The sequence below is a fragment of the Streptomyces swartbergensis genome, from assembly GCF_002148965.1.
Classification (GTDB): Bacteria; Actinomycetota; Actinomycetes; order Streptomycetales; family Streptomycetaceae; genus Streptomyces; species Streptomyces swartbergensis.
The window spans coordinates 1-24,410 of record NZ_NGFN01000101.1 but is presented as its reverse complement, the minus strand read 5'-3'; the positions used below and the strand labels follow the sequence as shown (position 1 = coordinate 24,410).

The 24,410-nt window shown below is 68.5% G+C and carries 31 protein-coding genes and 1 tRNA gene; 16 read left to right on the top strand and 16 right to left on the bottom strand.

From position 1 onward, the window contains the following. The first annotated feature begins 47 nt into the window (after positions 1–47). From CA983_RS18025 to CA983_RS17980, 10 genes are all read left to right on the top strand, one after another. Positions 48–482 carry a roadblock/LC7 domain-containing protein gene (locus tag CA983_RS18025; protein ID WP_086601930.1) on the top strand — a complete coding sequence of 145 codons (435 nt, stop codon included), beginning with the start codon at positions 48–50 and terminating at the stop codon, positions 480–482. 2 nt (positions 483–484) lie between these two features. Beyond that, positions 485–856: a DUF742 domain-containing protein gene (locus CA983_RS18020; protein WP_010044672.1), complete on the top strand. Its 372-nt coding sequence runs from the start codon at positions 485–487 to the stop codon at positions 854–856. Beyond that, positions 834–1,463 (top strand): GTP-binding protein, encoded by a 630-nt coding sequence (locus CA983_RS18015; protein WP_086601929.1) that lies wholly within the window; start codon positions 834–836, stop codon positions 1,461–1,463. The genes CA983_RS18020 and CA983_RS18015 overlap by 23 nt, the downstream gene beginning before the upstream one ends. A 61-nt stretch (positions 1,464–1,524) precedes the next feature. After that, a complete protein-coding gene (locus tag CA983_RS18010) occupies positions 1,525–2,097 on the top strand; it encodes a GAF domain-containing protein (RefSeq protein ID WP_086601928.1) in 573 nt (190 codons plus the stop codon). A 185-nt stretch (positions 2,098–2,282) separates the two neighbouring features. Then, positions 2,283–3,311: an L-threonine 3-dehydrogenase gene (gene tdh / locus CA983_RS18005; protein WP_086601927.1), complete on the top strand. Its 1,029-nt coding sequence runs from the start codon at positions 2,283–2,285 to the stop codon at positions 3,309–3,311. A 34-nt stretch (positions 3,312–3,345) separates the two neighbouring features. Further along, positions 3,346–4,539 carry a glycine C-acetyltransferase gene (locus tag CA983_RS18000; protein ID WP_086601926.1) on the top strand — a complete coding sequence of 398 codons (1,194 nt, stop codon included), beginning with the start codon at positions 3,346–3,348 and terminating at the stop codon, positions 4,537–4,539. A gap of 31 nt (positions 4,540–4,570) precedes the next feature. Next, positions 4,571–5,473, top strand: a complete 903-nt coding sequence (locus CA983_RS17995) for a LysR family transcriptional regulator (protein ID WP_086601925.1) — start codon at positions 4,571–4,573, stop codon at positions 5,471–5,473. A gap of 46 nt (positions 5,474–5,519) precedes the next feature. Beyond that, positions 5,520–6,092, top strand: coding sequence for a helix-turn-helix domain-containing protein (locus CA983_RS17990; RefSeq protein ID WP_086601924.1), 573 nt, complete (start codon positions 5,520–5,522; stop codon positions 6,090–6,092). Further along, on the top strand, positions 6,089–6,616 hold the full coding sequence (locus CA983_RS17985; protein WP_086601923.1) for a GNAT family N-acetyltransferase: 528 nt from the start codon (positions 6,089–6,091) through the stop codon (positions 6,614–6,616). The genes CA983_RS17990 and CA983_RS17985 overlap by 4 nt, the downstream gene beginning before the upstream one ends. Before the next feature lie 30 nt (positions 6,617–6,646). Beyond that, positions 6,647–7,006, top strand: a complete 360-nt coding sequence (locus tag CA983_RS17980) for an MmcQ/YjbR family DNA-binding protein (RefSeq protein ID WP_167407394.1) — start codon at positions 6,647–6,649, stop codon at positions 7,004–7,006. Between the two features lie 13 nt (positions 7,007–7,019). Here CA983_RS17980 and CA983_RS17975 read toward each other — a convergent pair whose 3' ends face one another. Next, positions 7,020–7,931, bottom strand: coding sequence for a transketolase family protein (locus tag CA983_RS17975; RefSeq protein ID WP_086601921.1), 912 nt, complete (start codon positions 7,929–7,931; stop codon positions 7,020–7,022). A gap of 28 nt (positions 7,932–7,959) precedes the next feature. Further along, the gene (locus tag CA983_RS17970; protein ID WP_086601920.1) at positions 7,960–8,661 is read right to left on the bottom strand and encodes a thiamine pyrophosphate-dependent enzyme; all 702 of its coding nucleotides are present in this window, start codon (positions 8,659–8,661) and stop codon (positions 7,960–7,962) included. 136 nt (positions 8,662–8,797) lie between these two features. Here CA983_RS17970 and CA983_RS17965 point away from each other — a divergent pair. Next, positions 8,798–8,871 (top strand) — tRNA-Pro (locus tag CA983_RS17965). Positions 8,872–9,148: 277 nt separating this feature from the next. Next, complete coding sequence (locus CA983_RS49530; RefSeq protein WP_425276455.1) at positions 9,149–9,445, top strand: DUF1905 domain-containing protein; 297 nt, start codon at positions 9,149–9,151, stop codon at positions 9,443–9,445. A gap of 49 nt (positions 9,446–9,494) precedes the next feature. On the opposite strand, the gene CA983_RS48930 is transcribed toward CA983_RS49530, so the two are convergent. From CA983_RS48930 to CA983_RS17940, 5 genes are all read right to left on the bottom strand, one after another. After that, positions 9,495–9,623, bottom strand: coding sequence for a hypothetical protein (locus tag CA983_RS48930; protein ID WP_279628442.1), 129 nt, complete (start codon positions 9,621–9,623; stop codon positions 9,495–9,497). Between the two features lie 276 nt (positions 9,624–9,899). Next, positions 9,900–10,457, bottom strand: coding sequence for a ParA family protein (locus CA983_RS17955; RefSeq protein WP_086601918.1), 558 nt, complete (start codon positions 10,455–10,457; stop codon positions 9,900–9,902). 412 nt (positions 10,458–10,869) lie between these two features. Beyond that, complete coding sequence (gene hemC, locus CA983_RS17950) at positions 10,870–11,841, bottom strand: hydroxymethylbilane synthase (RefSeq protein ID WP_086601917.1); 972 nt, start codon at positions 11,839–11,841, stop codon at positions 10,870–10,872. Then, complete coding sequence (locus CA983_RS17945) at positions 11,822–12,313, bottom strand: NUDIX domain-containing protein (protein WP_279628441.1); 492 nt, start codon at positions 12,311–12,313, stop codon at positions 11,822–11,824. The genes hemC and CA983_RS17945 overlap by 20 nt, the downstream gene beginning before the upstream one ends. Positions 12,314–12,421: 108 nt before the next feature. Continuing rightward, on the bottom strand, positions 12,422–12,748 hold the full coding sequence (locus CA983_RS17940) for a hypothetical protein (protein WP_244206967.1): 327 nt from the start codon (positions 12,746–12,748) through the stop codon (positions 12,422–12,424). Between the two features lie 243 nt (positions 12,749–12,991). Here CA983_RS17940 and CA983_RS17935 point away from each other — a divergent pair, with 243 nt between their 5' ends. From CA983_RS17935 to CA983_RS17920, 4 genes are read left to right on the top strand one after another with little or no spacing between them, the layout of a single operon-like run. After that, positions 12,992–13,393, top strand: a complete 402-nt coding sequence (locus tag CA983_RS17935; protein WP_086601915.1) for a hypothetical protein — start codon at positions 12,992–12,994, stop codon at positions 13,391–13,393. Then, positions 13,371–13,895: a DUF6879 family protein gene (locus CA983_RS17930; RefSeq protein WP_086601914.1), complete on the top strand. Its 525-nt coding sequence runs from the start codon at positions 13,371–13,373 to the stop codon at positions 13,893–13,895. Before CA983_RS17935 ends, CA983_RS17930 begins: the two co-directional genes overlap by 23 nt. A 7-nt stretch (positions 13,896–13,902) precedes the next feature. Then, the gene (locus CA983_RS17925; protein WP_086601913.1) at positions 13,903–14,760 is read left to right on the top strand and encodes a helix-turn-helix domain-containing protein; all 858 of its coding nucleotides are present in this window, start codon (positions 13,903–13,905) and stop codon (positions 14,758–14,760) included. Positions 14,761–14,770: 10 nt separating this feature from the next. Continuing rightward, positions 14,771–14,956, top strand: a complete 186-nt coding sequence (locus CA983_RS17920) for a DUF397 domain-containing protein (protein WP_086601912.1) — start codon at positions 14,771–14,773, stop codon at positions 14,954–14,956. A 143-nt stretch (positions 14,957–15,099) separates the two neighbouring features. Here CA983_RS17920 and CA983_RS17915 read toward each other — a convergent pair whose 3' ends face one another. From CA983_RS17915 to CA983_RS17870, 9 genes are all read right to left on the bottom strand, one after another. Next, positions 15,100–15,591 carry a PAS domain-containing protein gene (locus tag CA983_RS17915; RefSeq protein ID WP_086601911.1) on the bottom strand — a complete coding sequence of 164 codons (492 nt, stop codon included), beginning with the start codon at positions 15,589–15,591 and terminating at the stop codon, positions 15,100–15,102. Between the two features lie 170 nt (positions 15,592–15,761). Next, positions 15,762–16,787, bottom strand: a complete 1,026-nt coding sequence (locus tag CA983_RS17910; protein WP_158101867.1) for a pentapeptide repeat-containing protein — start codon at positions 16,785–16,787, stop codon at positions 15,762–15,764. Between the two features lie 726 nt (positions 16,788–17,513). Next, positions 17,514–18,515 carry a glycoside hydrolase family 43 protein gene (locus CA983_RS17900; protein ID WP_086601909.1) on the bottom strand — a complete coding sequence of 334 codons (1,002 nt, stop codon included), beginning with the start codon at positions 18,513–18,515 and terminating at the stop codon, positions 17,514–17,516. 31 nt (positions 18,516–18,546) lie between these two features. Further along, positions 18,547–19,083, bottom strand: a complete 537-nt coding sequence (locus tag CA983_RS17895) for an NUDIX hydrolase family protein (protein ID WP_086601908.1) — start codon at positions 19,081–19,083, stop codon at positions 18,547–18,549. 75 nt (positions 19,084–19,158) lie between these two features. Next, complete coding sequence (locus CA983_RS17890) at positions 19,159–20,298, bottom strand: amidohydrolase family protein (RefSeq protein WP_086601907.1); 1,140 nt, start codon at positions 20,296–20,298, stop codon at positions 19,159–19,161. A gap of 1 nt (position 20,299) precedes the next feature. Further along, entirely contained in the window at positions 20,300–21,703 is a 1,404-nt protein-coding gene (locus CA983_RS17885) for a type I glutamate--ammonia ligase (RefSeq protein ID WP_086601906.1), read from the bottom strand. A gap of 31 nt (positions 21,704–21,734) precedes the next feature. Further along, positions 21,735–22,547, bottom strand: a complete 813-nt coding sequence (locus tag CA983_RS17880) for an SAM-dependent methyltransferase (protein ID WP_086601905.1) — start codon at positions 22,545–22,547, stop codon at positions 21,735–21,737. Positions 22,548–22,683: 136 nt separating this feature from the next. After that, entirely contained in the window at positions 22,684–23,508 is an 825-nt protein-coding gene (locus CA983_RS17875) for a hypothetical protein (RefSeq protein WP_086601904.1), read from the bottom strand. A gap of 134 nt (positions 23,509–23,642) precedes the next feature. Then, positions 23,643–24,383, bottom strand: coding sequence for a response regulator (locus CA983_RS17870; protein ID WP_086601903.1), 741 nt, complete (start codon positions 24,381–24,383; stop codon positions 23,643–23,645). Positions 24,384–24,410: the final 27 nt, after the last annotated feature.

Below are 24,410 nucleotides of genomic sequence, written 5' to 3'. Positions count from 1 at the left end.
CCCCCAGCGCTCCCGCAGACCTTCGTACCCCAAGGAGTCGATCCACCATGGCGAGCGATGCGCCGACCGCCCATGTATCCGATCTCGACTGGCTGATGAGCGGCCTCGTGCAGCGCGTACCGCACACGACCGCCGCGGTGCTCCTGTCCTGCGACGGCCTCGTGAAGTCCGTGCACGGCCTCGACCCGGACAGCGCCGACCACATGGCCGCCCTGGCCTCCGGCCTGTACTCCCTCGGCCGCAGCGCCGGCGTCCGCTTCGGCGACGGCGGCGAGGTCCGGCAGGTCGTGGTCGAACTCGACTCGACCCTGCTGTTCGTCACCACCGCCGGCTCTGGCACCTGCCTGGCCGTGCTCGCCGGCCGCGAGGCCGACGCGGCCGTCCTCGGCTACGAGATGGCCATGCTGGTCAAGAGCGTCCGCCCCTACCTGGTCACCGCTCCCCGCCAGCAGTCCGTCGAATCCCCGGCGATGAGGCCTTGAGCGTGGCGGCGGCCGGTGACGGGCCCTGGCTCGACGACGCGGCCGGGCGGCTGGTGCGCCCGTTCACGGTCAGCAACGGCCGCACCCGTCCCACCGTCGCGCTCGACCTCATGTCGCAGGTGATGGCCACCGGGGCGACCCCCCTCGGCTACCTCGGCCCCGAGCACGCGCAGGCACTCGAGCGGTGCAGTGTGCCCGTCGCCGTCGCGGAGGTCGCCGCCCATCTGAAGCTGCCGGTGGCCGTCACCAAGGTGCTGCTGGCGGACCTCGTCGACTGCGGGGCGCTGACCACCAAGCCCCCCGCGTTCCACCACAACCCGACGGACCGGGCCCTTCTGGAGGCAGTGCTCGATGGACTACGACGACAGCTCTGACTACGCCGACGCTTCCGGCCACGGCGGCGACCCGTTCCCCACCGCCCTCAAGATCCTGGTGGCGGGCGGGTTCGGCGTGGGCAAGACGACCTTCGTCGGCGCGGTCAGCGAGATCGCGCCGCTCAGCACGGAGGAGCTGCTCACCACCGTCAGTGCCGCGACCGACAACCTCGACGGCATCGAGAACAAGGTCGAGACGACCGTGGCCATGGACTTCGGCCGCATCACGCTCGACGCGAAACACGTGCTGTACCTGTTCGGCACCCCCGGCCAGGAGCGGTTCTGGTTCATGTGGGACGAGCTGTGCGAGGGCGCGCTCGGGGCGGTCATCCTCGCCGACACCCGCCGCCTCGAGGAGTGTTTCGCGGCCGTCGACTTCTTCGAACAGCGCGGCCTCGGCTTCATCGTCGCCGTGAACGAGTTCGACGGCGCCTACCGCTACGACCCGGAGGAGGTGCGCGCGGCCCTCGACCTGTCCGAGGAGATCCCCGTCGTGTGCTGCGACGCCCGGATCTCCAGCTCCGGGGTCCAGGCCCTGCTGACCCTCGTGCGTCACCTCATCGCCCATGCGCCCGCCCCCACGACGGGGTATGGCGCCCACATGTGATCCCCCAACACCCGCCAGGGAGCCCGTATATGACACATGCCCACAGTCCGGGAGGACGCCCATGAGCTACGACCCGCCGCGCCCGGCCGGTCGTCTGCTGCTCACACCCGAGGACAAGGAGGCCCCCGCCCGAGCCGGCCGACTGCGCCTGCTGGGCCTGGGGGAGCGCCCCGAACCCGCACTCGACGCCTTCGCGCACCGCCTCGCCGAGTTCACCGGGGCGCCGTACGCCATGGTCAACTTCCCGGACGAGCGGGGCCAGTTCTACGCGGGGCTGTACGTTCCGGCCATCGCGCCGGTGGTGCGGAGCGACGGCTCCAGCCCCCGGGTGGGCCGTACTCTGCCCCGCGACCATGGTTTCTGCCCCCATGTGGTGGCGCGACGCAAAGCCCTGGTCCTGGAGGACGTCCACGACTATCCGCGGTTCGCGGGCAATCCGGTGGTCGACGAGTTCGGTATCCGCTCCTATCTGGGAGCACCGCTCATCGACGGTACGGGCCTGGTGCTGGGCACGGTCAGCGTCGCCGACGTCGGGCCCCGGCCGTGGGGGAAGCCGGGCCTGACGGCCATCAAGGAACACGCCGCGCAGCTCGTCGTGCAGCTGGAGGGCTGGGACGGCAGGCTGCCCTACTGACACGCCCCGGGTTTGCGCGGCGCACCCGGGCGGGCGTGAAGGAAAGCTGAGGCGCCGCTTAAGAAAACCTCGATGGACCGGTGCGGCCGCCGTACGGCAGATTGCTGTGCGATTCCACTCCTCTCCCGGCCCAGGGGCACCTTCGGCGTGCCCGGACCCGGGACTCACCCCCTGGAGCCGTAGCGGTGAAGGCGCTGGTCAAACAGAAGGCGGAGCCCGGACTGTGGCTCGCGGACGTCCCGGAGCCGGTCGTCGGGCCCGGCGACGTACTGATCAAGGTGCTGCGCACCGGTATCTGCGGCACCGACCTGCACATCAGGGCCTGGGACGGCTGGGCGCGGCAGGCGATCCGCACCCCGCTCGTGCTCGGGCACGAGTTCGTCGGCGAGGTCGTCGAGACCGGGCGGGACGTCACCGACATCGCCGCCGGCGACCGGGTGAGCGGCGAGGGCCATCTGGTGTGCGGCAAGTGCCGTAACTGCCTGGCCGGCCGCCGTCATCTGTGCCGGGCCACCATAGGGCTGGGCGTGGGCCGGGACGGGGCGTTCGCCGAGTACGTGGCCCTGCCCGCCGCCAACGTCTGGGTGCACCGCGTGCCCGTCGACCTCGATGTGGCCGCGATCTTCGACCCGTTCGGCAACGCCGTGCACACCGCGCTGTCGTTCCCGCTCGTCGGCGAGGACGTGCTGATCACCGGCGCGGGGCCGATCGGCCTGATGGCCGCCGCCGTGGCCCGGCACGCCGGAGCCCGCAACGTCATGATCACCGACGTCAGCGAGGAGCGGCTGGAACTGGCCCGCAAGATCGGTGTCAGCCTGGCGCTCAATGTCGCCGGCGCCACCATCGCCGACGGGCAGCGCACGCTCGGCCTGCGCGAGGGCTTCGACATCGGCCTGGAGATGTCCGGCCGTCCCGAGGCCATGCGGGACATGATCGCCAACATGACGCACGGCGGCCGGATCGCGATGCTCGGCCTGCCCGCGCAGGAGTTCCCCGTCGACTGGGCCCGGATCGTCACCTCGATGATCACCGTCAAGGGCATCTACGGACGCGAGATGTTCGAGACCTGGTACGCGATGTCCGTGCTGCTGGAAGGCGGCCTCGACCTCGCGCCCGTGATCACCGGCCGGTACGGCTTCCGCGACTTCGAGGCGGCGTTCGCCGACGCGGCGAGCGGCCGCGGCGGCAAGGTCATCCTCGACTGGACCGCGTAACTCCCCCTCACCGCCAAGCACTTCAGGAGCCCTCATGTTCGACTCCGTGCGCGACGACCTGCGCGCCACCCTCGACGAGATCCGCGCCGCCGGACTGCACAAGCCCGAGCGCGTGATCGGCAGCCCGCAGTCCGCCACCGTCAACGTCACCGCCGGCGGCCGACCGGGCGAGGTCCTCAACTTCTGCGCCAACAACTACCTCGGCCTCGCCGACCACCCCGAGGTCGTCGCCGCCGCCCACGAGGCCCTGGACCGCTGGGGCTACGGCATGGCGTCCGTGCGCTTCATCTGCGGCACCCAGGAGGTGCACAAGGAGCTGGAGGCGCGGCTGTCGGCGTTCCTCGGCCAGGAGGACACGATCCTGTACTCCTCCTGCTTCGACGCCAACGGCGGCGTGTTCGAGACGCTGCTCGGTCCCGAGGACGCGGTCATCTCCGACGCGCTGAACCACGCGTCGATCATCGACGGCATCCGGCTGTCCAAGGCCCGCCGCCTGCGGTACGCCAACCGTGACCTGGCCGAGCTGGAGGCCCGGCTGAAGGAGGCCTCCGACGCGCGTCGCCGGCTGATCGTCACCGACGGCGTCTTCTCCATGGACGGCTACGTCGCCCCGCTGCGCGAGATCTGCGACCTCGCCGACCGCTACGACGCGATGGTCATGGTCGACGACTCGCACGCCGTCGGCTTCGTCGGCCCCGGCGGCCGCGGCACACCCGAGCTGCACGGCGTCATGGACCGCGTCGACATCATCACCGGCACCCTCGGCAAGGCGCTCGGCGGCGCCTCCGGCGGTTACGTCGCCGCCCGCGCCGAGATCGTCGCCCTGCTGCGACAGCGCTCCCGGCCGTACCTCTTCTCCAACACCCTCGCCCCGGTGATCGCGGCGGCCTCCCTGAAGGTGCTCGACCTGCTGGAGTCGGCGGACGACCTGCGCGTCCGGCTCACCGAGAACACGGCCCTCTTCCGCGGCCGCATGACCGAGGAGGGCTTCGACGTGCTCCCCGGTGACCACGCCATCGCCCCGGTGATGATCGGTGACGCGGCGGTCGCCGGGCGCATGGCGGAGCTGCTGCTGGAGCGCGGCGTGTACGTGATCGGCTTCTCGTACCCGGTGGTGCCGCAGGGCCAGGCCCGGATCCGCGTCCAGCTGTCGGCCGCGCACTCGACGCAGGACGTCAACCGCGCGGTCGACGCCTTCGTGGCGGCACGGGCGGAGCTGGCCGGCTGAAAAACACCGGCGACCTGAGAGAATCGATCGCATGATCGAAGCGCGGCGGCTCCACATCCTCCGTGCGGTGGCCGACCACCGTACGGTGACGGCGGCTGCCGCCGCGCTGTATCTGACCCCGTCGGCCGTGTCCCAGCAGCTCGCCGCGCTGGAGCAGGAGACCGGGCACCGGCTCGTCGAGCGCGGCGCCAAGGGCGTACGCCTCACCCCCGCCGGCGAGATCCTGCTCAGCCACACCAACGCGGTCCTCGCCCAACTGGAGCGGGCCGAGGCCGAACTGGCCGCCTACAGCTCGGGAGCGGCCGGGACCGTCACGGTCGCCTCCTTCGCGACCGGCATCGTCCTGGTCGTCGCGCCCGCGGTGGCCCGCCTCGCCGAGTCGGCGCCCGGGATCCGCATCCGCGTCCAGGACGCCGAGGGCGACGCCAGCCTGCCGATGGTGCTGGACCGGCAGGTCGATGTCGCCGTCGCCGTCGAGTACCGGGGCGCCCCGGCCGCCGACGACCCGCGACTGACCCACGTACCGCTGTACGCCGAGCCCTTCGACGCGGTCGTGCCGGTCACCCACCGTCTGGCCGACGCGGCGGAGGTCCCGCTCGCCGAACTGGCCAAGGACGCGTGGATCGGCCCGTACCCCGGCAACCCCTGCCACGACGTGGTCGTCCTGGCCTGCGAGAACGCCGGCTTCCAGCCGCGCATGGAGCACTCCTCGGACGACTTCCGCGCGGTCGTCGCCCTCGCCTGCGCCGACGCGGGCGTCGCCCTCGTGCCGCGCTCGGCGCTGCGCGGCATGGACCTCGCCGGAGTGGTCGTCCGCCCCGTCGACGGCACGGCCCCCACCCGGCGGGTCTTCGCCGCCGTACGCCGGGGAGCCGAGGAGCATCCCCTGATCCGCCCGGTGCTGGACGCGCTCGGTGCGGCGGCCGAGGTGTGAGGACTCGTTAACGCGGTCGTCTCATATCCGGGATAGCGTCCCACATGTGAGAAGCGACGACACGGACCCGGTCGACACCCGGCTGGGCGCCCGCCTGGCCGCGCTGCGGACCGAACACGGCTATTCCCTGGACGAGTTGGCCGACCGCAGCGGAGTGAGCCGCTCCACGCTGTCCCGGGCCGAACGGGCGGAGATCAGCCCCACGGCTTCCCTCCTGAACCGTCTGTGTGCCGTCTACGGGCGGACCATGTCCCAGTTGCTCAGCGAGGTCGAGGCCGAACCGGCACCCGTGGTGCGCGCCGCCGACCAGCCCGTCTGGCAGGACCAGGCCTCCGGTTTCGTACGGCGATCCGTGTCACCGCCCCACGCGGCCCTGCGCGGCGAACTCGTCGAGGGACGCCTCACCCCCGGCGCCGACATCGCCTACGACCGTCCGCCCGTGGCCGGTCTGGAGCAGCACATCTGGGTCCTCGAAGGGGCCCTCGACGTGACCGCGCAGGACACCGAACACCACCTGGGTGCCGGCGACTGCCTGCGCATGCGCGTGTGGGGCCCGACCCGGTTCCGGTGCGCCGGTCCCGAGGGTGTCCGGTATCTGCTGGCGGTGGTGCGGCCGTGATCCGTCTGGACAAGGCTCGACTGCTCCGCTCCGCCGGGGCGTTGGCGGACCTGTTGACCGACACCGTGAACGGCGGTGCCTCGGTCGGCTTCCTCGCCCCGCTCGACCGTGCCGAGGCCGTCGCCTGGTGGGAGGAACGGGCCGCCGACGTGGCAGCGGGACGGCTCGCCGTGTGGGCGGCGCACGACGGGGACCGGGTGCTGGGCACCGTGAGCCTGGCCTTCCCCGCCAAGCCGAACAGCCGTCACCGCGCCGAACTCGTCAAGCTCATGGTGCACCGGGACGCCCGAGGCCGTGGCCTCGGACGCGGGCTCCTGACCACGGCGGAGCGCGCCGCCGCCGAGGCCGGCGTCACCCTCCTCCACCTGGACACCGAGACCGGCAGCCCCGCCGAGCGGCTGTACCGGTCCGCCGGCTGGACCGCGATCGGCGCGATCCCCGACTACGCGGCGAGCCCCGACGGGGAGCTGAGGCCGACGACGATCTACTACAAGCACGTACCGGCAACCGCTCTCACCAGGTGATTGTCAGTGGCAGCCGATACGGTGCCTGCCATGCCGGATGCCGAAGACGTACGACGTATCGCTCTGTCCCTGCCGGACACGACGGAGAAGATCGCCTGGAGCATGCCCACGTTCCGGGTCGCGGGAAAGATGTTCGCCACGCTGCCGGAGGATGAGACGTCCATCGCCGTGCGCTGCCCCAAGGAGGAGCGGGACGAACTGGTTCTCGCCGAGCCGGAGAAGTTCTGGATCGCCGACCACGAGGCGCAGTTCGCCTGGGTACGGGCCCGGCTCGACGCGCTGGAGGACGAGGGCGAGCTGCGGGACATCCTGGCCGACTCCTGGCGCCAGGCCGCCCCGACCCGGCTCCTGGAGGCACACCCCCGCCTGGGCCTCGTGGCGGGGGAGTGACCTCCTCGGGGTCTCACGCGGGAACCGCCGCCCCGACGAAGCCCCCGATGCGCTCCCGCAGCGACCGGGCGTCGAGGCCGTGGGCGGCGACATGCTCCTCCACCTGCCCGTACCGCCGCAGTTCGCGACGGCCCACACCCAGCCCCAGCACCCGGTGCGGCACCTCGGACAGCGCGTCGTTCGCGGTGGCCGTCGAAGTGCCCGCCAGGTAGGGCTCGACGAGGACGACGTCCGTCCCGGCCGCCCGGGCGGCCCGGCGCAGGGCCTCCCCGTCGAAGGGGCGGACGGTGGTCGCGTACAGGACCGTGACGTCGAGGCCCTCGGTGGCGGCGAGCACCGTGTCGAGCATCGGCCCGACGGCGACCACGACACCGGAGCGCCCCTCGCGGACCGTGCGGAAACGCTGCCCGTCGACGGGCAGCGCCCGCCCGTTGGACTGCAGGGACAGCCGCACGTACACCTTGTCGTCGCCCGCGGCGACCGCGTGCCGCAGCAGCGTCTCTGCCTCGTCCGGGTGGCCCGGCACATGGACGGTCCAGCCGTCCAGGGTGTCGAGCAGCGCCACATCGCCCGGCGCCATGTGGGTGTAGCCGCCCGCCGGCCAGTCGAAGGAGGCGGCGGCGCTCACCAGCACCGCGCCCGCGTCCTGGTGCCCGAGATCCAGCTTGACCTGCTCGAAGGGCCGCTCGACGAGAAAGCTGGCGAAGGTGTGCACGACGGGCCGCATCCCGGTCAGCGCCAGCCCGGCCGCCGCCCCGACCAGGAGCTGCTCGCGGATGCCGACGTTGACGACCCGGTCGGGATGGCGGCGGGCGGCCTCGGCGAAGCCGTCCACGCCGATCTCGGCCAGGACCACGGCGACGCGGGGATCCTCGTCGAGCAGCCGGGAGACGACAGGGGCGAAACGGTCACGCATGGTGTCCATGGAGTTCTGGTTCCTTCCGGCGGGGAGATCAGGCGGACTTGGGCTCGACCCGGGCCACGACCACGTGCGGGCGGCCCGGGTGCGGTGCGGTGAAGGCGGCGTACAGCGCCTCGTGGTCACGGCCGTCGACGGTCAGCGCGGACCAGCCCGCCGCCTCGAAGCGGGCGGCGATCCCGCCGGGCCGCGCGTACGTCGCGGAGGAGTTGTCGACGACGACGGTGTGCAGCCGGTCGAGCCCGGCGGGCCCGGCGAAGGCGATCGCCTCGTGGTTGCTGCCCTCGTCCAGCTCGGCGTCCCCGATCAGCGCCCACACCCGCGGCTCGTCGAGCCCCTGGGCGCGCAGCCCCAGTGCCGTCCCGACGGCGATCGGCAGCCCGTGCCCGAGCGATCCGCTGCCGATCTCGGCGCCGGGCACGAGCGTGCGGTCGGGATGGTGGCCGAGGGGGGAGTCGTACGAGCCGAAGCCGGGCAGCCACTCCACCGGCACGAAGCCCTTGGCGGCCAGCACGGCGTAGTACGCCATCGGCCCGTGCCCCTTCGACAGTAGGAACCGGTCCCGCTCCGGATCGGCCATCCGCTCCGGGCTCACCCGCAGCACCCGGTCGTACAGCACCCACAGCACGTCCAGCGTGGACGTCGCGGCCGGGCCGTGCTTCTCGTCGCCGGTCATCAAGCCCATGAGCGCCGGCAGGTCGGCGTACGTGTGTGTCATGTCCGTCGCGTTCGTCATGTGCACGAGCGTGCAACCTCAACCAATGTTGAGGTCAAGCGATGGGTGCCCGGAAACGGATGCGCGATCACCGGCGCGAGTGCGGTATTGTTTCCCTGCGCGTTCGGCCGGGGGAATCCCCAGGTCAGACGGGCAACGGGACGTGGCGCAGCTTGGTAGCGCACTTGACTGGGGGTCAAGGGGTCGCAGGTTCAAATCCTGTCGTCCCGACTGGGAGTCCGCTCCGTAGTCGCAGCTCAGGGCCTTGGATCACATCATGTGAGCTGAGGCCCTTGATCGTTTCTGGGGCGTCGTCTCACAATTTCTCACCAACAGTGTCCTGTCTAACGGCCAGACTGAAGCAGGTTGTGGGGAGTGGGCATCTGGGCCCGTGGCTCGTGTGCACCCCGGGACCCCTCCCGGATCCCTCTGCCACGATGTACATGGCAGCAAAGGGGTGTGACACTTGGCGACTCAGATCAGATGGCTCCTAGAGATCAGCGGCGAGGTGCAAGTCAGTGGCCGAATCTTGAACTACGGCCTGGTGGGCCACTTTGTCGCCGTTCCTGAGGAGACAATGCCTCGCTTGCAGGAGTTCGCCAGGCCCGACGGTCAGGGCCGGATGAGGATCCGGCTCTGGGCACGGATCGGCGGAGCTACATGGGCGACGTCGTTGGAGTCCATCAACGGACGCTATGTCGTCCCCATTGACGGGACGATACGCATAGCTCTCGGGTACCGCCCCAAAAAAGGTGATACTGCCACGATCAAACTCGGCATCGATCAGTCACCTGCAGAGCAATGAACTCGTCGAGCCACAGCCACCAACCCAGCGAACCTATACAGTCACAGCACTAGCCGAGAAGCTGGGCGAGCTTCTCCGAGCCTGCCTTGAGGCTCTGCGGGGCAGGGTGGACATAGACCCTCTTGGTGAAGGACAGGTCGCTGTGCCCTGCCCAGGCCGAGACAACGGTGTCGGGCACGCCGTCAGATTCGTGCACTTTCACTGCCGAAGAGGATGGTTTCTGAGGGAAGAAGACGGATCCCTCACTTGTAATCACATCAGTATCTAGGGTCTTACTGATAGATGAAACAACTCGGCGATCAGCTTGTTGTACGCCAGTGCCGCAGTCGATTTAGGATTGAACGAGAAGATGTCTCGCTTCTGAAAATGCGCATCGCGCAGGTCGGTGTTTCGAGGAATGGCCGTACTGAGAACCGAGCTCGTGTATGTCTGGCGAAGAATTCGCAGCGACGTCTTACTGTTGACGGTCGGATCGGCCATGGTGAAGAGAAAGCCAGCTAAGAGCGGCGTTAAAGAGACCCCGTACCTCCCGAATCGTCTTGGTGATCTGAACGATCGAATCAAGCTCGAAGTACCCAGGGGACACAACGATGATCGCCTTGTCCGCATTGATGGTGAGCCACGAAAGGGTGGGAGGACAATCAATGAAGACGTAATCATACTCGGTTTTGATCGTGTCCAATTGGCGCTTCAGGCGCTCCTCGCGGTGATCGATCGCTGTCGTCAGCTCAGCATCGGTATTCGACAGAAGGATGTGGGAGGGGACAATCTCAAGATTCGGCACACTCGTTGCGTGTCGCGGAAGTGGGTTGCGCTCAAGGATCGTGGTAAAGACGGTGTGCTGTTTCTGAATCTGTGGATACTCAGGGAGTAGCACCTTGCTACTGTTGGCCTGAGAGTCAATGTCGATAAGAAGAACCCGCTTACCCTTACGGGCGAGGCCGGCTGCAAGCGAGATGGTAGAGGATGTTTTTCCTGCGCCTCCTTTCTGTGAGGCAACTGCAATAACCATAGAAAAGTTAAATGTACCGAAAACCCAGCGGGTTCATTCCGATACATTTCTCTCATAGAGAATAGCGAAAAATGGAATCTCCTATCAATAAGCAATAATCGACGCAGGAATGGCCCTGCTAAAGCAGGGCTGGATAGGTATACACAGGAGTCATCATGATGGCCAACGTCTCGTGAGCCAAGCAGCGACAGTCACAGACCCGACGATGACGGCAATGATTACGGCTGGCGCGAATATGTCGATTATGAGTGACATGCAAGGCACGCTAGCCCCGCTTCGAGCTACTAGCCCAGACCTCGCGCACAACTTCCGGGTGCGCGGTCACCTGAGTGCGCACCCTCGGCGTGACGAAAACAGGAACAGCCGGGCTTCCGTAACGGGGAAGCCCGGCCATGTCTCCGCCTCAAGTGCCTCAGTGCGGGATGCCCTCGATGATGTCGCGGGCGCCCTGGCGGAGTAGCTCAGAGCAGACGCGGGAGCCCAGGACCGCGGGGTCGTTGAGTCCTTCGCCCCAATAGTGGGCGTGGACGAACTTTGAGCCGTCACGGGAGAAGACCATGCCGCGAAGAGATAGTTGGCCATCGGGATCGGTGACGCAGTAGCCGGCGATGGGGGAGTTGCAGTGGCCGCGCAGGCCGTGAAGCATGACGCGCTCCGCGGTCGCCTCCGTCTGAGTCTTCTCGTCGTTCAGACGGACGAGGAGCTTGGTGACGTCGGTGTCGGTCTGGCGGCATTCCAGAGCGAGCACACCAGCGCCTACCGCGGGGAGGATCTCATCCACGCTGAAGACCTGCCGGGCCCTGTCAGCGGCGCCGAGGCGTTCAAGGCCTGAGGCGGCCAGAACCATAGCGTCGAGCGTGGCGTCCATCTTCTTCTTGCCGTCCAGCTTGTCCAGGCGGGTGCCGACGGTGCCGCGCACACGGACAACCTGAAGGTCTGGACGGACACGGTTGATCTGGGCCTTACGACGCACCGAAGACGACCCGACCAGCGCGCCAGGCGGAAGGTCATCGAGGCTCTTGATCTCCGAGCCTTCAGGGACGACCAGGACGTCATGAACCTCGTCTCGGGGGAGCATGGCAGCGAAGACCAGGCCCTGAGGGAGTGGCTGATCGCCAGGGACGTCCTTGAGACAGTGGATCGCCATGTCGATCTCACCGCGCTGCAGACGTTCGTCGATTGCCTTAACGAAGAGTCCCTTGCCTCCGAGCTGGGCGAGGTCGCCCTGCCACATGTCGGCTTCGGTCTCCACGGGCACGACCTCGGTCGTCAGGCCGGGTTCCAACTCGTGCAGCAGGGCACGGACGTGTTCCGTCTGGGCCAGTGCCATCGGCGACTTGCGCGTCCCGATACGCAGAGGACGGTCAGTCAATGAGGTGATCATGTTCCCTCCGGGGTGGGTGTTCGAAGTAGTAGGTAGAGCCGCTGTAGGCATGAAGCGGCCCACCGACGTGGAGAGCGACGGTGGTCGGCAGCAGCTCCCGGGCCCTGTCACGCTCCGCCCACGCCATAGCGTCAACTTCCGTTTCCTGAAGGGCGATACGGGCCACGTCCTCGTGGCTGAGCTGCGGACCAGTGAAGTAGAAGGTCAGCCGGGCACGCCGGCCGGGGGTGCGCGGTGGCGTCCACTCCTGTGTCAGGAGCGGACCTACCTCGACATCCAGCCCGAGTTCTTCCTGAACCTCGCGACGAGCCGCAGCACGGGGTGACTCCTGGGCGTCGACAAGGCCTCCGGGAAGAATCCAGCGGGGAACGCTGCCTATGGTGTGGACGATGAGCACGCGATTTGTGGCATCAGTAAGGAGTACGCGGGCAATCAGGGGAGTCCCTGGATGGTGAGTGCCAGGGTTGGTCACCGGTTCACCGCCCACAGCGCGGTCCCGACCAACGAGGCGGCCAGGATCATGAAGCCCTGGAGTACCCACTGACGCCACCCGAGCGGTCGTCTGTGTGACCCGCGGGACTTAGGCGACATCGGTCCCCGTCCTCTCGGCATAGACCCACAGCAGGCGTCGGGTCAGGCTGGCGACGTCGCGCATGTAGAAGAACGCGGAGAAGCTTGGCGTCTGCCTGGTGGGCCGCGACGACAGATCAAGCAGCTGATGCGCCTTGCGGAACACGCCCTTGACCTCAGGGTCATCGTCGGCTCCCAGCTCCTCACCCAGGAGCAAGTTCAGCTGGCCGATGATGACCGTTGTTCTCGTGTCGATGGCCTCGCGGGTCGACGTGCTCAGCTCCATCCGCAGCGCGGCATTCGTGCTGTCTGAGATGAGCTCCACATCGATGGGCAAGCTGTCGACGCTGGTCGTGTCAGGTCCTCGGGTTACGCCGGCCACCACGCACCTCTCCCTCGGTGCCGCCCCTGGCGGCGGACTCCTCGGTTGCTCGGGTCAGAACCGAACGTAGAGCGGCCAAGGCCCAAGTCCCAAGTAGATTGCGCGAGTTTGCAGCAAGTAGATTGACGAGCTCGAACTGGGTCGCGACCATCAACGTGTCGCGCAAACAGGCGCAAGGCAGCGGACGGGAGAGCAGCCATGCAGCTACGGTTCCTGGGGAAGAACTCCACCCCTGGAGACAGCCCCACCCTGTACGCCAGTGACCAGGACAGCTACGTCATCCAAGGCTGGAAGGTGTACGCCAACGAGTTGCTCATGCAGCTTGACGTGCCGGAAGGACAGACTGTCATCGAGGTACCGACCGAGCTGTTCGAGCACCTGACCAAAGACGGCCAAGCATCCGGCGACATCAAGCAGTTCACCGACCCGATCATGCTTGTCACCGAGCAGGGAACGTGTGTCCTTCAAGGCCCGCAGATGCACAACCCTGAAGCCCTGAGCCAGATGCGCATGCCCGACTATGAGACCTGCATCGAGGTCCCCAAGTCCTCGATCACGGCCCTACTGGAGGAAGACAGTGGACCTGATCACTCCCGCTGAACGCGACGCGCTGTTCAACCAGTTCGAACGCGACGCCTTCCACCTGGAGCTGCGGGACGATTACGGGTCTCCCATCGAGGACACGCCGTACGCCCGTTGGCAGCGGGGCGAGCCCGATGACTATGCCTGGCTCGACGACTGGAAGACGCTCATGAAGCGCGTCACGGGTGAGAGGAAGACCGTGCGCCGTGTCCGGGTGGTGACTGAACCGCACAGCAAGTACGTCACCTGGGAACACTCGCTGACGCACCTCAACATCGAAATCGGCGAGGACATCCGCTGGCTCCCCCGGCACCGACTGCCCGAGGGCGTCACCTTCCCGCTGCAGGGGAACGACTGGTGGCTATACGACGATCGGCTGCTCGCCGTGGGGCACTTTGACCCTGAAGGCCGGGTACTCGGGTCAGAGATCGTCGAGGACCCCGCCACCGTGGCCGAATGTATCCGCCTGCGGGACATGTTCTGGACCATGGCCATCCCACACGCCGAGTACAAGCCCTGACCCATCCGTGAGCAACCAAGCACAAGAAGCACGAGAGGCGCTGGGTGCCCGGCTTCGCGGGTTCCGCAAGGATGCGGGCTTTGCGAGCGGCCGGGCATTCGCGCATGCCACTGGGTGGCAGGAGTCCAAGGTTTCCCGGATCGAGAACGGGAAGCAGAACGCCAGCGAGGACGACATCCGTGTCTGGTGCACCAAGACCGAGCGGCCAGACCAGATCGATGACCTGATCGCCACAGTCCGCCACATCGACGAGCTCTGGCTTGAGTGGCGCCGGCAGCTCGCGTCAGGAGCGGAGAAGCGCCAGAGCAAGGCCCTGCCGGTCTACGCCAAGACCAAGCTCTTCCGCATCTGGCACCCGACTCTCGTGTGGGGGACTCTCCAGACCGCCGAGTACGCGGCTGAGACGTTCAAGCAGGTCGTGGACTTCTTCGAGATCCCCAACGACACAGAGGCTGCCACAGCAAAGCGCCTGGAACGACAGCAGTACCTGTACCAGGGAGACCGGATCTTCAACGTACTGCTCGGTGAGCAGGCGCTGTACACCAACTTCGGCGGTCCTGAGGTTATGAAGGGGCAGCTCGACCGACTGCTAGCAGTCATGCGTCTCGCCCGTCTGAACTTGGGCATCATCCCGCACGACGCGCCCACGCGCATTTGGCCGGGCAACTCGTTCTCGATGTTCGACGACCGACTCGTACTCGTCGAAACGTACTCGGCCGAGTTCTCTATCACGCAGCCCCGAGAGATCGAACAGTACGCCAAAGCCTTTGCCCTCTTGCAGCAGTCCGCGGTGTACGGGACCGCCGTCCGAGACCGCATCTTCGCCGCTATCCAGCACTTCGACCGCATACCAACCGACTCCTAGGAGGCTTGACGTGACGCCGAAGCCGAACTGGCGCACCAGCTCGTACACGTCCAATGACAGCTGTGTAGAGGTCGCCGACAACGACCTTGAAGTGGTCAGGGTCCGAGACACCAAGGACCGAGAGCAGGGGCTCATGGCCCTCCGGCCGGCCAGCTGGGCACACTTCGTCAAGTTCACCAAGCAGCTACCGCTGTAATGAATTGGGTGGATGCCGACATATTCTGCTTATAACAAAATTTCGCCCTTAAAAGTCAACGTCCACCTCTCCTGCGAGCGGAGGTAAACACGGTTCCGCCGATAGGGGAGAGCGGTTCTCGTGCCTGTCCTGTTGTCCTTCGGTCAATGAACGGAGAGCTGGCCTGCGTGGTTGGCTCGTTGAAAGCCCCGCCGTGGGGCGGCGGCTCGAAATAGTGATCGAGGACGGTAGCGGGCAAAGTCAATGACATCCTCGATCCGCTGGATGATCCACTTAAAGGATCCGTCCCGGCCGAGGACGGTGGTGCTCACGGATGACCACCACCGCTCCCCGTAGTCCTCAAGGCCGCCCGCCTTGAGCGTGTCGTGGCGTACGAACGCCATGATGTCGGGCTTGCCCGAAACCAAGACGCGGTGCAGCGATGCGCCAAAGGAACCCCTGCCGTCCCCGCGTGCATCCGCAGGGTTGGCGGGGAGGGCGTCGAAGAGATGGTTGCCGATCAATTCGTCGCGACAGCGGTCTACGGCTTGTAGATAGGCAGCGTTGACATCAGCGATCACCAGATCCGGACCCAGTACCAGGTAGGGACTCGGCGTGGCCTCGAACAGCTCGGCGTAATCGATCTCCGGCGTCATAGGCTCCTCGCCGGTCGTGATGGGGCAGACAAGCTCCCTCTACAGACATCTTGCACTGCCCGGCCATCGCAGCGCAGCGTTCCGAACGCACGGAGTTTGAGTTAACGCGCGTTGCCAGTGATACGCCGGCCGCCCGCGAGTGGCGGGGGCTGCTCCGCCTCCCGGGCGATCTAATCAGGTGACGGACAGCCTTTACACCCCGCGACCTTGGCCTTCTCGAGGATTGCCCCTGCTGTTTTCGCTCCGGTGAGGTCGGCGTCCCTCAGATCCGCGCTGCTGAGATCGGCATTCCGCAGATCAGCGCCGTTCAGCTTCGCACCTCGCAGATCTGCCCCTGATAGTAGGACATCTTGAAGGTTAGCCCCACTGAGCACCGCATCTGTCAGTTTCGGGCAACCCCCGAGATCCTCGTCTCCGGGTTCGGGACAGAGCCAAGCGTTGCGCAGATCGGCGTCTTCCAGTGTCGCACCGGTCAGGTTCGCCTGTGAGAACCTGGTCCCGGTCATATCGCAGATCTGGGGTGGGTGAATCCCCCTGGAGCACAGCATCGCCCCCTCCAGCTTCGAGAAGGCGAAGTCTGTGCCGCGAACTGCTGTCGTAGAGAGTTCAACTCCAGAGAGGTCGGCATCATTCACATACGCATCCGTAAGATCAGACTCCCACAGCCATACGTCGCCGGACAAATTTGCGTCATTCAGTACGGCATCCCGCAAATCCGCCTTCTCCACATACGAACCGCGCAGATCAGCACCGTCCAACCGAGCGCCGCGCAGGTAGACGAATTTGGCAGGGGTCTGTGGAACCAACTCCACGGAGCGCATCGAGGTGCCTCTAAGGTCTACTGGCTCCCGTGTGCGCTCGGGATATTCACGGCTACCCAGTATGTCCATTACCGCTTGAATATCCGGCTTGGGGAATGTCTCCTCCCGCTCGCTGCGATCGCGAGTCACAGGAGCATGCTGTCGGGCATACGCGGTAAGCACCGCAACGATACTGCGCCTATCACGTGCAGAGTCCTGCATGATCTGTTCTAGTGCATAAATCCCACCCAGGCGCTCGTCAAGAGATGCAGAGCCGAGGTTGTCCACGGCAGCGTTGTATCTGCCGGTGACCTGGCCGCGCTCGATAATCTGCAACTCCTTGCCCGTCTGGGAAACCTGCATCCAGGTGAAGAGAAGCGCGAGCAGAGCAGCCATCCCTGGCAGGCTGGCGGCTACCAAACCCGCCCACTGACCATGACGGACGCCTGCGCCTTCCGAGCGTGGGAGAGGTCGGCCCCGCCGCCGATCGTGCTGGTGGGCAATGCGACGAAGCTTTCCAGGACCGGGACGCCAAGCCATCGTCTAGCCATCACACCTCGGATCGCCGGCACCCGCCACTGCGCACGTAGAAGGGGCGTCCTGTCACGGACGCCCCTTGAGCGAACTGCCTCAGATCGTGAGGGGCCGCTGCCGGATGAACCGGTTGTTGGTGCGGACGGTCACGAAGAAGTTCGGGCTCTGGTTGGCCGGTATCTGCTTGAGGATCTCGCGGTGAAACGCTTTGCACCCGCCCGCGTTGCCGCCATTTCAGACCTGGAGCAGCGTCGGGGTGAAAAGGCCGTTGCGCAGACCGTAGGCTGCGAGCTGGTTGCCTTGACAGGCCGAGATGAGCAGGGCCGGGGCGTTCCCCGCGCCCATCCTGGCCCCCTGCACCGTCTCACACATTTCTCACAGACCGTCTCACACGTTCCGGCAGGCGAGGCCTGTGACCTGGACGTTTCCCGGACTCCGTGGACTCGCTGGACCCGCTGGACGGGGTTTCAGCTTCTGGGGGTCAAGGGGTCGCAGGTTCAAATCCTGTCGTCCCGACAGAGTCGACCAGCGGGTCTGCCGATATCGGCAGACCCGCTGGCTGCGTTCGGGGCAGCCACCGGGCGGGGGTCAGCCGCCGCCGTCCAGGTCGTCGCGTCGGCGCCGTACCTCCAGCTCGTGACCGCGCAGCTCCATCTCGTACAGCTTCCCGCGGGCGTTCTCGAAGGGCCGGTGGAGGATCATCATCAGGCGGCCGTCGAAGGTGTGGAACAGCATGCCGTGGCCGCTGTCGTCGCGGACCAGCGGCCGGTGCTGCCGCCATGGGCCCTGGATGTCGCCGGATCTGGATACGGCGTACGTCTGCACGTAGCCGCCGCTGACGGTGCCGTCCTGGCCGGCCGTGTTCTTCTCGTAGGTCGACCACAGCATGAGCAGGGACCCGTCAGGCGTGCGGTACAGCTGGGGGCCGTCGGTGATGTAGGGCGGCAGCTGGTGCGGTACGCCCGCGGGGATCTGCTCGGCGGTCCAGGGCGCGTCCGAGGCCTTGAAGAGGTACACCGGGTCGCCGACCGTCCGGGACAGGTCGGGGGTCAGGCGGATCGCCTCCATCGTTCCGTCGATGGTCTGGAGCCACTCGTGCGCGTACACCATCCAGGGCTGCCCGGACGGGTCGACGTACAGCGTGCCGTCGAGGGTCATGAGGTGCTCGGGCGGGACGGGGCGTGCCGGGTCGAGCACGGTGAACGGGCCGAGCAGCGAGTCGGAGACGGCCGTGACCGTGCCGCGCATATGGGTCGGGGTCCGGAACGGGACACCCCACGGGTTGGGCGGCGGGACCGGGAGCGGTCGGTCCGCGTTGTGCAGCGTGGTGAAGAGGTAGTACCTGCCGTCCCAGGAGTGCACCTCCGGCGCCCACGCGCCGTCGGTCGCCCAGATGCCCTCCTGCTCGGCGGTCAGGAACACCACGACGGGGCGCGTCCAGTCGTGCAGGTCGTGGCTGCGGTAGACCATCGTGCCGGTGCCGTCCACGCCCGACACCGAAGGGTCGTTGGACGTGTAGAGGTGGTAGGTGCGCGTCGGTTCGTCGGCGACGACGAACGGGTCGTGCAGCGGCATGTCGGGAAGCCGCATCAGCTCACCCCCCGGTGATGGCCCGCACCCGTCAGATCACGCAGCCCGCATGGGCCAGCGCCTGCTTGAGCAGCACCCCGTGGCCGCCCGGCATCTCGCTCTGCACCGCCTCCGAGACGGCCTCCCGCGGGCTGAACCACACCAGGTCCAGCGCGTCCTGCCGGGGTCGGCAGTCGCCCGTCACCGGCACGATGTAGGCGAGGGACACCGCGTGCTGACGGGGGTCGTGGTACGGCGTGACGCCCTGCGTCGGGAAGTACTCCGCGACCGTGAACGGCTGGAGCGACGGCGGGACGTGGGGCAGCGCGACCGGGCCGAGGTCCTTCTCCAGGTGGCGCAGCAGGGCGTCGCGGACGCGTTCGTGGTGCAGCACACGGCCGGAGACCAGCGTCCGGCTGACCGTTCCGTCGGGCCCCATGCGCAGCAGCACACCGACACTCGTGACTTCGCCGCTGCCGTCGACACGGACCGGGACGGCGTCGACGTACAGGATCGGCATGCGGGCGCGTGTCATCTCCAGTTCGTCGGAGGACAGCCAGCCGGGCGTGGTTTCGGTCATGTCAGACATCGCTTGATCATACTTTCAGCCGTTCGGACTTCCTGGATAGCCGCTCGGGAGGAACTGTGACCGTCCCCACGCCGTTCAACCGCCTCCCGGGGAGTCGTCCGGGAACCGGTAGACCCGCCGGGCGTTGTCCCGGCCCGCCCAGCGGGCGATCCGCAGCGCGTCCGGCAGGGACAGCTCGTCGGCGTCCACCCGTTCCTGGAGCAGCTCCGCCAGGCCCTGCCGGAAGGCGAGCGCCCCGAGGTGGAAGAACTCGGGCACACCATAGGCGTCGGAGCTGTACAGCAGTTTGCGGAACGGTGTGATCTCCAGGGCCTCCGCCAGGACCGCACCGGCCCGGGCGGGGCCGACATGGTGAAGGGTGAGGCCGACGTCGAGATACACCTGCTCGAAGACCGCCGAGAGGTACGCGGCCTGCCGCTGGTAGGGCCAGCAGTGCAGCAGCAGGACCGGGATCGTCCCGGCGGCCAGGTGCAGCCAGTCCGTGAGGCGGGCCGGGTCGGCCCGGTGCAGCCGGATGTCGTTGTCGCCGAACCCGGTGTGCAACTGGAGCGGCAGGCCGAGGTCGACGGCGGTCCACAGCAGGTGCCGCACCAGGACCGGGTCGTCCAGGCGGCCGCCGCGGGCCGTCCAGTGCCGGGCGGCGCCGGTGACCTCCGCGTCCGAGGGGCGGGCCGGGTCCAGGTCGAAGCCGGTGCGGTAGGCCGCCACCGACTTCACGGCCACCACGCCGGGTTGCCGTACGGTGTCCATCGCCGCCGCGCGGAAGGCGTCCGCGTAGGCGTCCGGCTCGACCCCCGCGGCGCGCACCGACTCGGCGACGCTCTCCAGCCGCACGACCTCGTACGCGGAGCCGCCCGCGGCCTCGGCGATCTCGCGCGGGGTGGTGAGCCGGTCGGGGGCGTAACCGGTGTCGACGCAGAAGACGTCCGTGCCCGAGGCGCGCAGGAAGCGCCGCTGCACCTCGTGCTGGCCGAGCTCCGAACGCCGGGCCAGGTACTGCTCGACGGGAGCGTGCCGCGGCAGGTCCAGCAGGGGAGCGCAGTGGCGGCGCACGGCCACGCCCACGGGGCTGTCGAAGGGCGAGACGCCCGGCCACGCGTCGCCCTCCGTCAGGAGCGGTTCGAAGGCCTCCCGGTCGAGATCGGCGGCCACCGTGCCGTGGCAGTGGTGGTCGACCAGGCTCAGCGCGTCGAGCGCCTCGCGGACCGCGCCCACGTCAGTACTTCCACCGGTACGCCGCCGCCACCTGGTCGTCGTCCAACCCGGCGACGGACGCCAGCTCTCCCCGCCGTACGGCGATCACCGCGTCGGCCAGGACCGGGCCGAGGACGGCCCGCAGCGCACCGTCCTCGCGGAACTCCTCGACGGCCTGCTCCAGCGAGACCGGCAGCCGCCGTACGCCCCGGGCCGCCGCCTCCGCCTCGCCCAGCCGTGCCGGATCCCCGGTGGTCTCCTCGGGCAGAGTGGCGGACGAGGCCATGCCGTCCAGCCCGGCGGCGATCAGGCAGCCGATCGCGAGGTAGGGGTTGGCGGCCAGGTCGACGGGCTTGATCTCCAGGTTCGCCGCCTGGTCGCGCAGGCCCGCGGTGCCGGTGATGACACGCAGGGCGGTCTCCCGGGTCTCGCGGCCCCAGGCGGTGAACACCCCCGCCCACTGGGAGGGCCTGAGCCGCAGATAGCTGGCGGGGCTCGGCGCGGTGACGGCCGTGAGAGCGGGCAGGTGGGCGAGGAGACCGGCCGTGAACGACTCCGCCTCGGCCGTCATGCCGTACCGGCCCTCGCCCCCGGAGTGCAGATTGACCCCGCCGCGCCAGGCGGAGAGATGGACGTGCCCGCCGTTGCCGACGCCCTGCCCCACGACGGCCGGGGCGAACGAGACGCGCAGCCCGTGCCGCTGGGCCACCGCGCGGACCGTCTGCCGCACCAGCACGCTGCGGTCGGCCGCCGCCACCGGGTCGACGGCACCCACCGAGATCTCGAACTGCCCGGCCGCGTACTCGGGATGGACCTGCTCCACGTCGAGCCCCTGGGCCGCGCACGCCGCCAGCAGGTCCGCGGTGTAGTCACCGAGCTCGACCTGCCGCGCGGCCCCGTACGCCGGGCCGGTCGTCGCGGGCACGAACGCGTCGCCCGGCGCGTCCCCGCGGGCCACGGTCCACTCGACCTCCACGGCCGTCTTGAACGTCAGGCCGTGCCGCTCGGCCGCCTCGGTGACGACGCGGCGCAGGAACGTGCGCGCGCAGCCGGGATGCCGCTCCCCGTCCTGCGTGACCCGGTCCACCGGCGCCCACGCCCAGCCGGGCTGCCCGGCCAGCACCACGAGCTGGTCGAGGTCGGGGTAGAGCCGCAGATCGCCGTCGGGGGAGCCGAGGACGTCGGTGGTGACGATGGAGTCGTTCGCCAGGAACGTGTCGAACACCGGGGACATGCCGACACCCCAGGCCGCGGCGGAGGCGAGCCGGGCCGTCGGGACGGTCTTCACCCTGCCGATCCCCGCGGTGTCGACGTAGGACAGCACCACACCGTGCACACCCCGCCCGGACAGCTCGCCGCTCAGCGCGGTGGCCCGCTCCACATCACCGGGACGGCCGCCGGGCACGGGATCGGCCAGGGTCGTCATACGTCCTCCTCGACGGGGTGGGCACCCCGCGTCAGGGCTTCACGGCCACCGCGCCGTACTGCGGTACCAGCACGGCCGAGCCGGCGTCGGCACGCCACTGCCCGCACGACACCATGCCCGGCTCGAGCAGCTCCAGACCGTCGAAGAACGCGGCGATGTCCGCGCCGCTGCGGGCGGTGATCGGGGGAGTGGCGTTCTCGTTCCAGAACTTCATGGCCGGGATCTGCCCCGCGCCGCCGAGGTCGTCGTCGAAGGTCGGGTGGGTGAGGACGAGGAAGCTGCCGGAGGGGACCGCGGCCATCACGCGGCGCACGATGTCCCGCGCCTTGTCCGTGTCCAGGACGAAGTTCAGGATGCCCAGCATCATGACGGCGACGGGGCGGGTGAGGTCGAGCGTGTGCCCGGCCCGTTCGAGGATGGCGTCCGGGTCGTGCACGTCGGCGTCGATGTAGGCCGTGACGCCGTCGTGGGTGCCGGTCAGCAGGGTGCGGGCGTGCACCAGCACGATCGGGTCGTTGTCGACGTAGACGATCCGTGAGTCGGGCGCGAGCCGCTGGGCGATCTCGTGGGTGTTGTCCGCCGTCGGCAGCCCCGTGCCGATGTCGAGGAACTGCCGCACTCCGCGCTCGCCGGCCAGGAACGACACGGCCCGGCCCAGGAAGTCCCGGTCCGCCCGGGCGATGTCCCGGATGATCGGGAACATGCCGGCCACGTGCTCGCCGACCTGCTGGTCGACCTCGTAGTTGTCCTTGCCGCCGATCCAGTAGTTCCACACGCGCGCGTTGTGCGCCACACCGGTGTTCAGCCTCGCCGAGCCGCTCGGCGGGGTGTGGCTCTCACTCACGTCTCTTCCTCTCCTCGCACGAGCGACCGGGACCGGTCATCGCCGCCATTGTGCCGTTCCGATGATCACGCTGTCCCGGGAATCGGCAGAGCCGGCGGGGCCGTCGGTGCGCGGCGGGGGAGAGCCGCGGACCGTGTTACTGGACCTCGCCGGGGTTCGGGGAGGGCGTCTTGCCGGCCAGCACGTCCTTCAGGCGCTGGGTGCCGAGCCGCGCCGCCTGCTCGACGGAGTCGTTCTCGTCCCCGTCGAGCCCGCCCGCCGTGACGGTGATCGCGTCGTCGCCGACGCGTACGGCGGCGACGTCCAGGGTCAGCGTGGCCTCCGTGCCCCCGGTCCTGCCCCGCACCGTCACGCGCAGGCCCTCACGGGCGTCGCCCACGCCGGGCGGCGTGTTCTCGACGACCTGGACGGTGCGCTGTTCGCCGTCGTCGGTGACGGTGAACTGGTCGCACTTCTCCGGCAGGTTCGCCATCCAGTTCAGGGAGTCCTGCGGGTCGGTCCGTTCGTAGGAGGCGACCTGGTACAGCAGGCGCGAGTCGCCCTGCTCGAAGCCGCGCAGCTCGGACGCTCCGGACGGCCTGCCCAGCAGATCGTCGTCGAAGAGGGAGTCGAGGAGGCGCTGGCAGTCGGCGGCCTGGGCCTTGGCGGTGAGGAAGTCGGAGACGTCGACCCTGCCGATGAGCAGGCTGTCGTGCCAGTTGTCGGCCTCCGTGTCCTTGACCTGGGTCCAGTCGTCCTCGATGTCCGCCTCGGTGATCAGCGCGGTGCGGGCCCGGTCCGTGGTGAGGGTGGCGGTGGGAGAGGGGGTCTGCCGCTTCCCGGCGGCCTGTGACGCGGCGACGCCCGAGACGCGCGAACCGTCCGTGCCGCCGTCGTCCGAGCATGCTGCGGTGGTCAGCAGCGTGCCTGCCGCCAGGGCGGAGGAGAGAACGCGGACGAGCCGGTACGGACGACGGGTCATCGGGAGTGCCTCCTGGGAAGGTGACGCGTGTCCTCAGGGCACCACCGGCACCGAAGGCCCACCACCGGCACCGGACTGTTCGGGTGAGCGCCGCCCGGGGCGCTGCGGCGTTCCGGTGCCGTGGCGCGGACGCCTCACGTTCCGGCCCGGGCGTGCCCGTTCTGCCAGGCCCAGGCCGCGATCTCGACGCGGTTCCGGGCGGCCAGTTTCAGCTGGACGCTGGACAGGTGCGTCTTGACCGTGGAGAGGGAGACGTACAGTCCGGCCGCGATCTCGGCGTTGGTCCGGCCGAGGGCGACCAGGCGGACCACGTCCAGCTCGCGCTCGGTCAGGGGCTCCTGCATCGGAGCAGGGGGCGCCGGCCGTGGCGCGGTGTCGGCGGCCGTCGGCGCGGTGACGTGCTTGAGCAGCCGGACCGTGACCGACGGGGAGACCAGCGAGTCGCCCGCGGCGGCGGCCCGGACGGCCTCCGCCAGGAGGGTCGGCCCGGAGTCCTTGAGCAGGAAACCGCAGGCGCCGCCGCGCAGCGCGCCGTACACGTACTCGTCGAGGTCGAACGTGGTCACCACGACCACCCGCATCGGGTCGGCGACGTCCGGTCCGGCCAGCAGCCGCGTCGCCTCCAGCCCGTCCAGCTTCGGCATCCGGATGTCCAGCAGGCACACGTCCGGCCGCTCGCGGCGGGCCAGCGCCACGGCCTCCTCGCCGTCGCGGGCCTCGGCGACCACGGTGATGTCCGGCTGGGCGTCGAGGAAGAACCGGAATCCGGTGCGGATCATGTCCTGGTCGTCCGCGATGAGCACCCGGATGGGAGCGCCGCGTCGGCCTGCGGCGCCGGGCTCGCCGGCCGGACCGGGTGGGACGGGGGTCGTCATGGGTCGATCATGCCTCAGGGCTGGGGC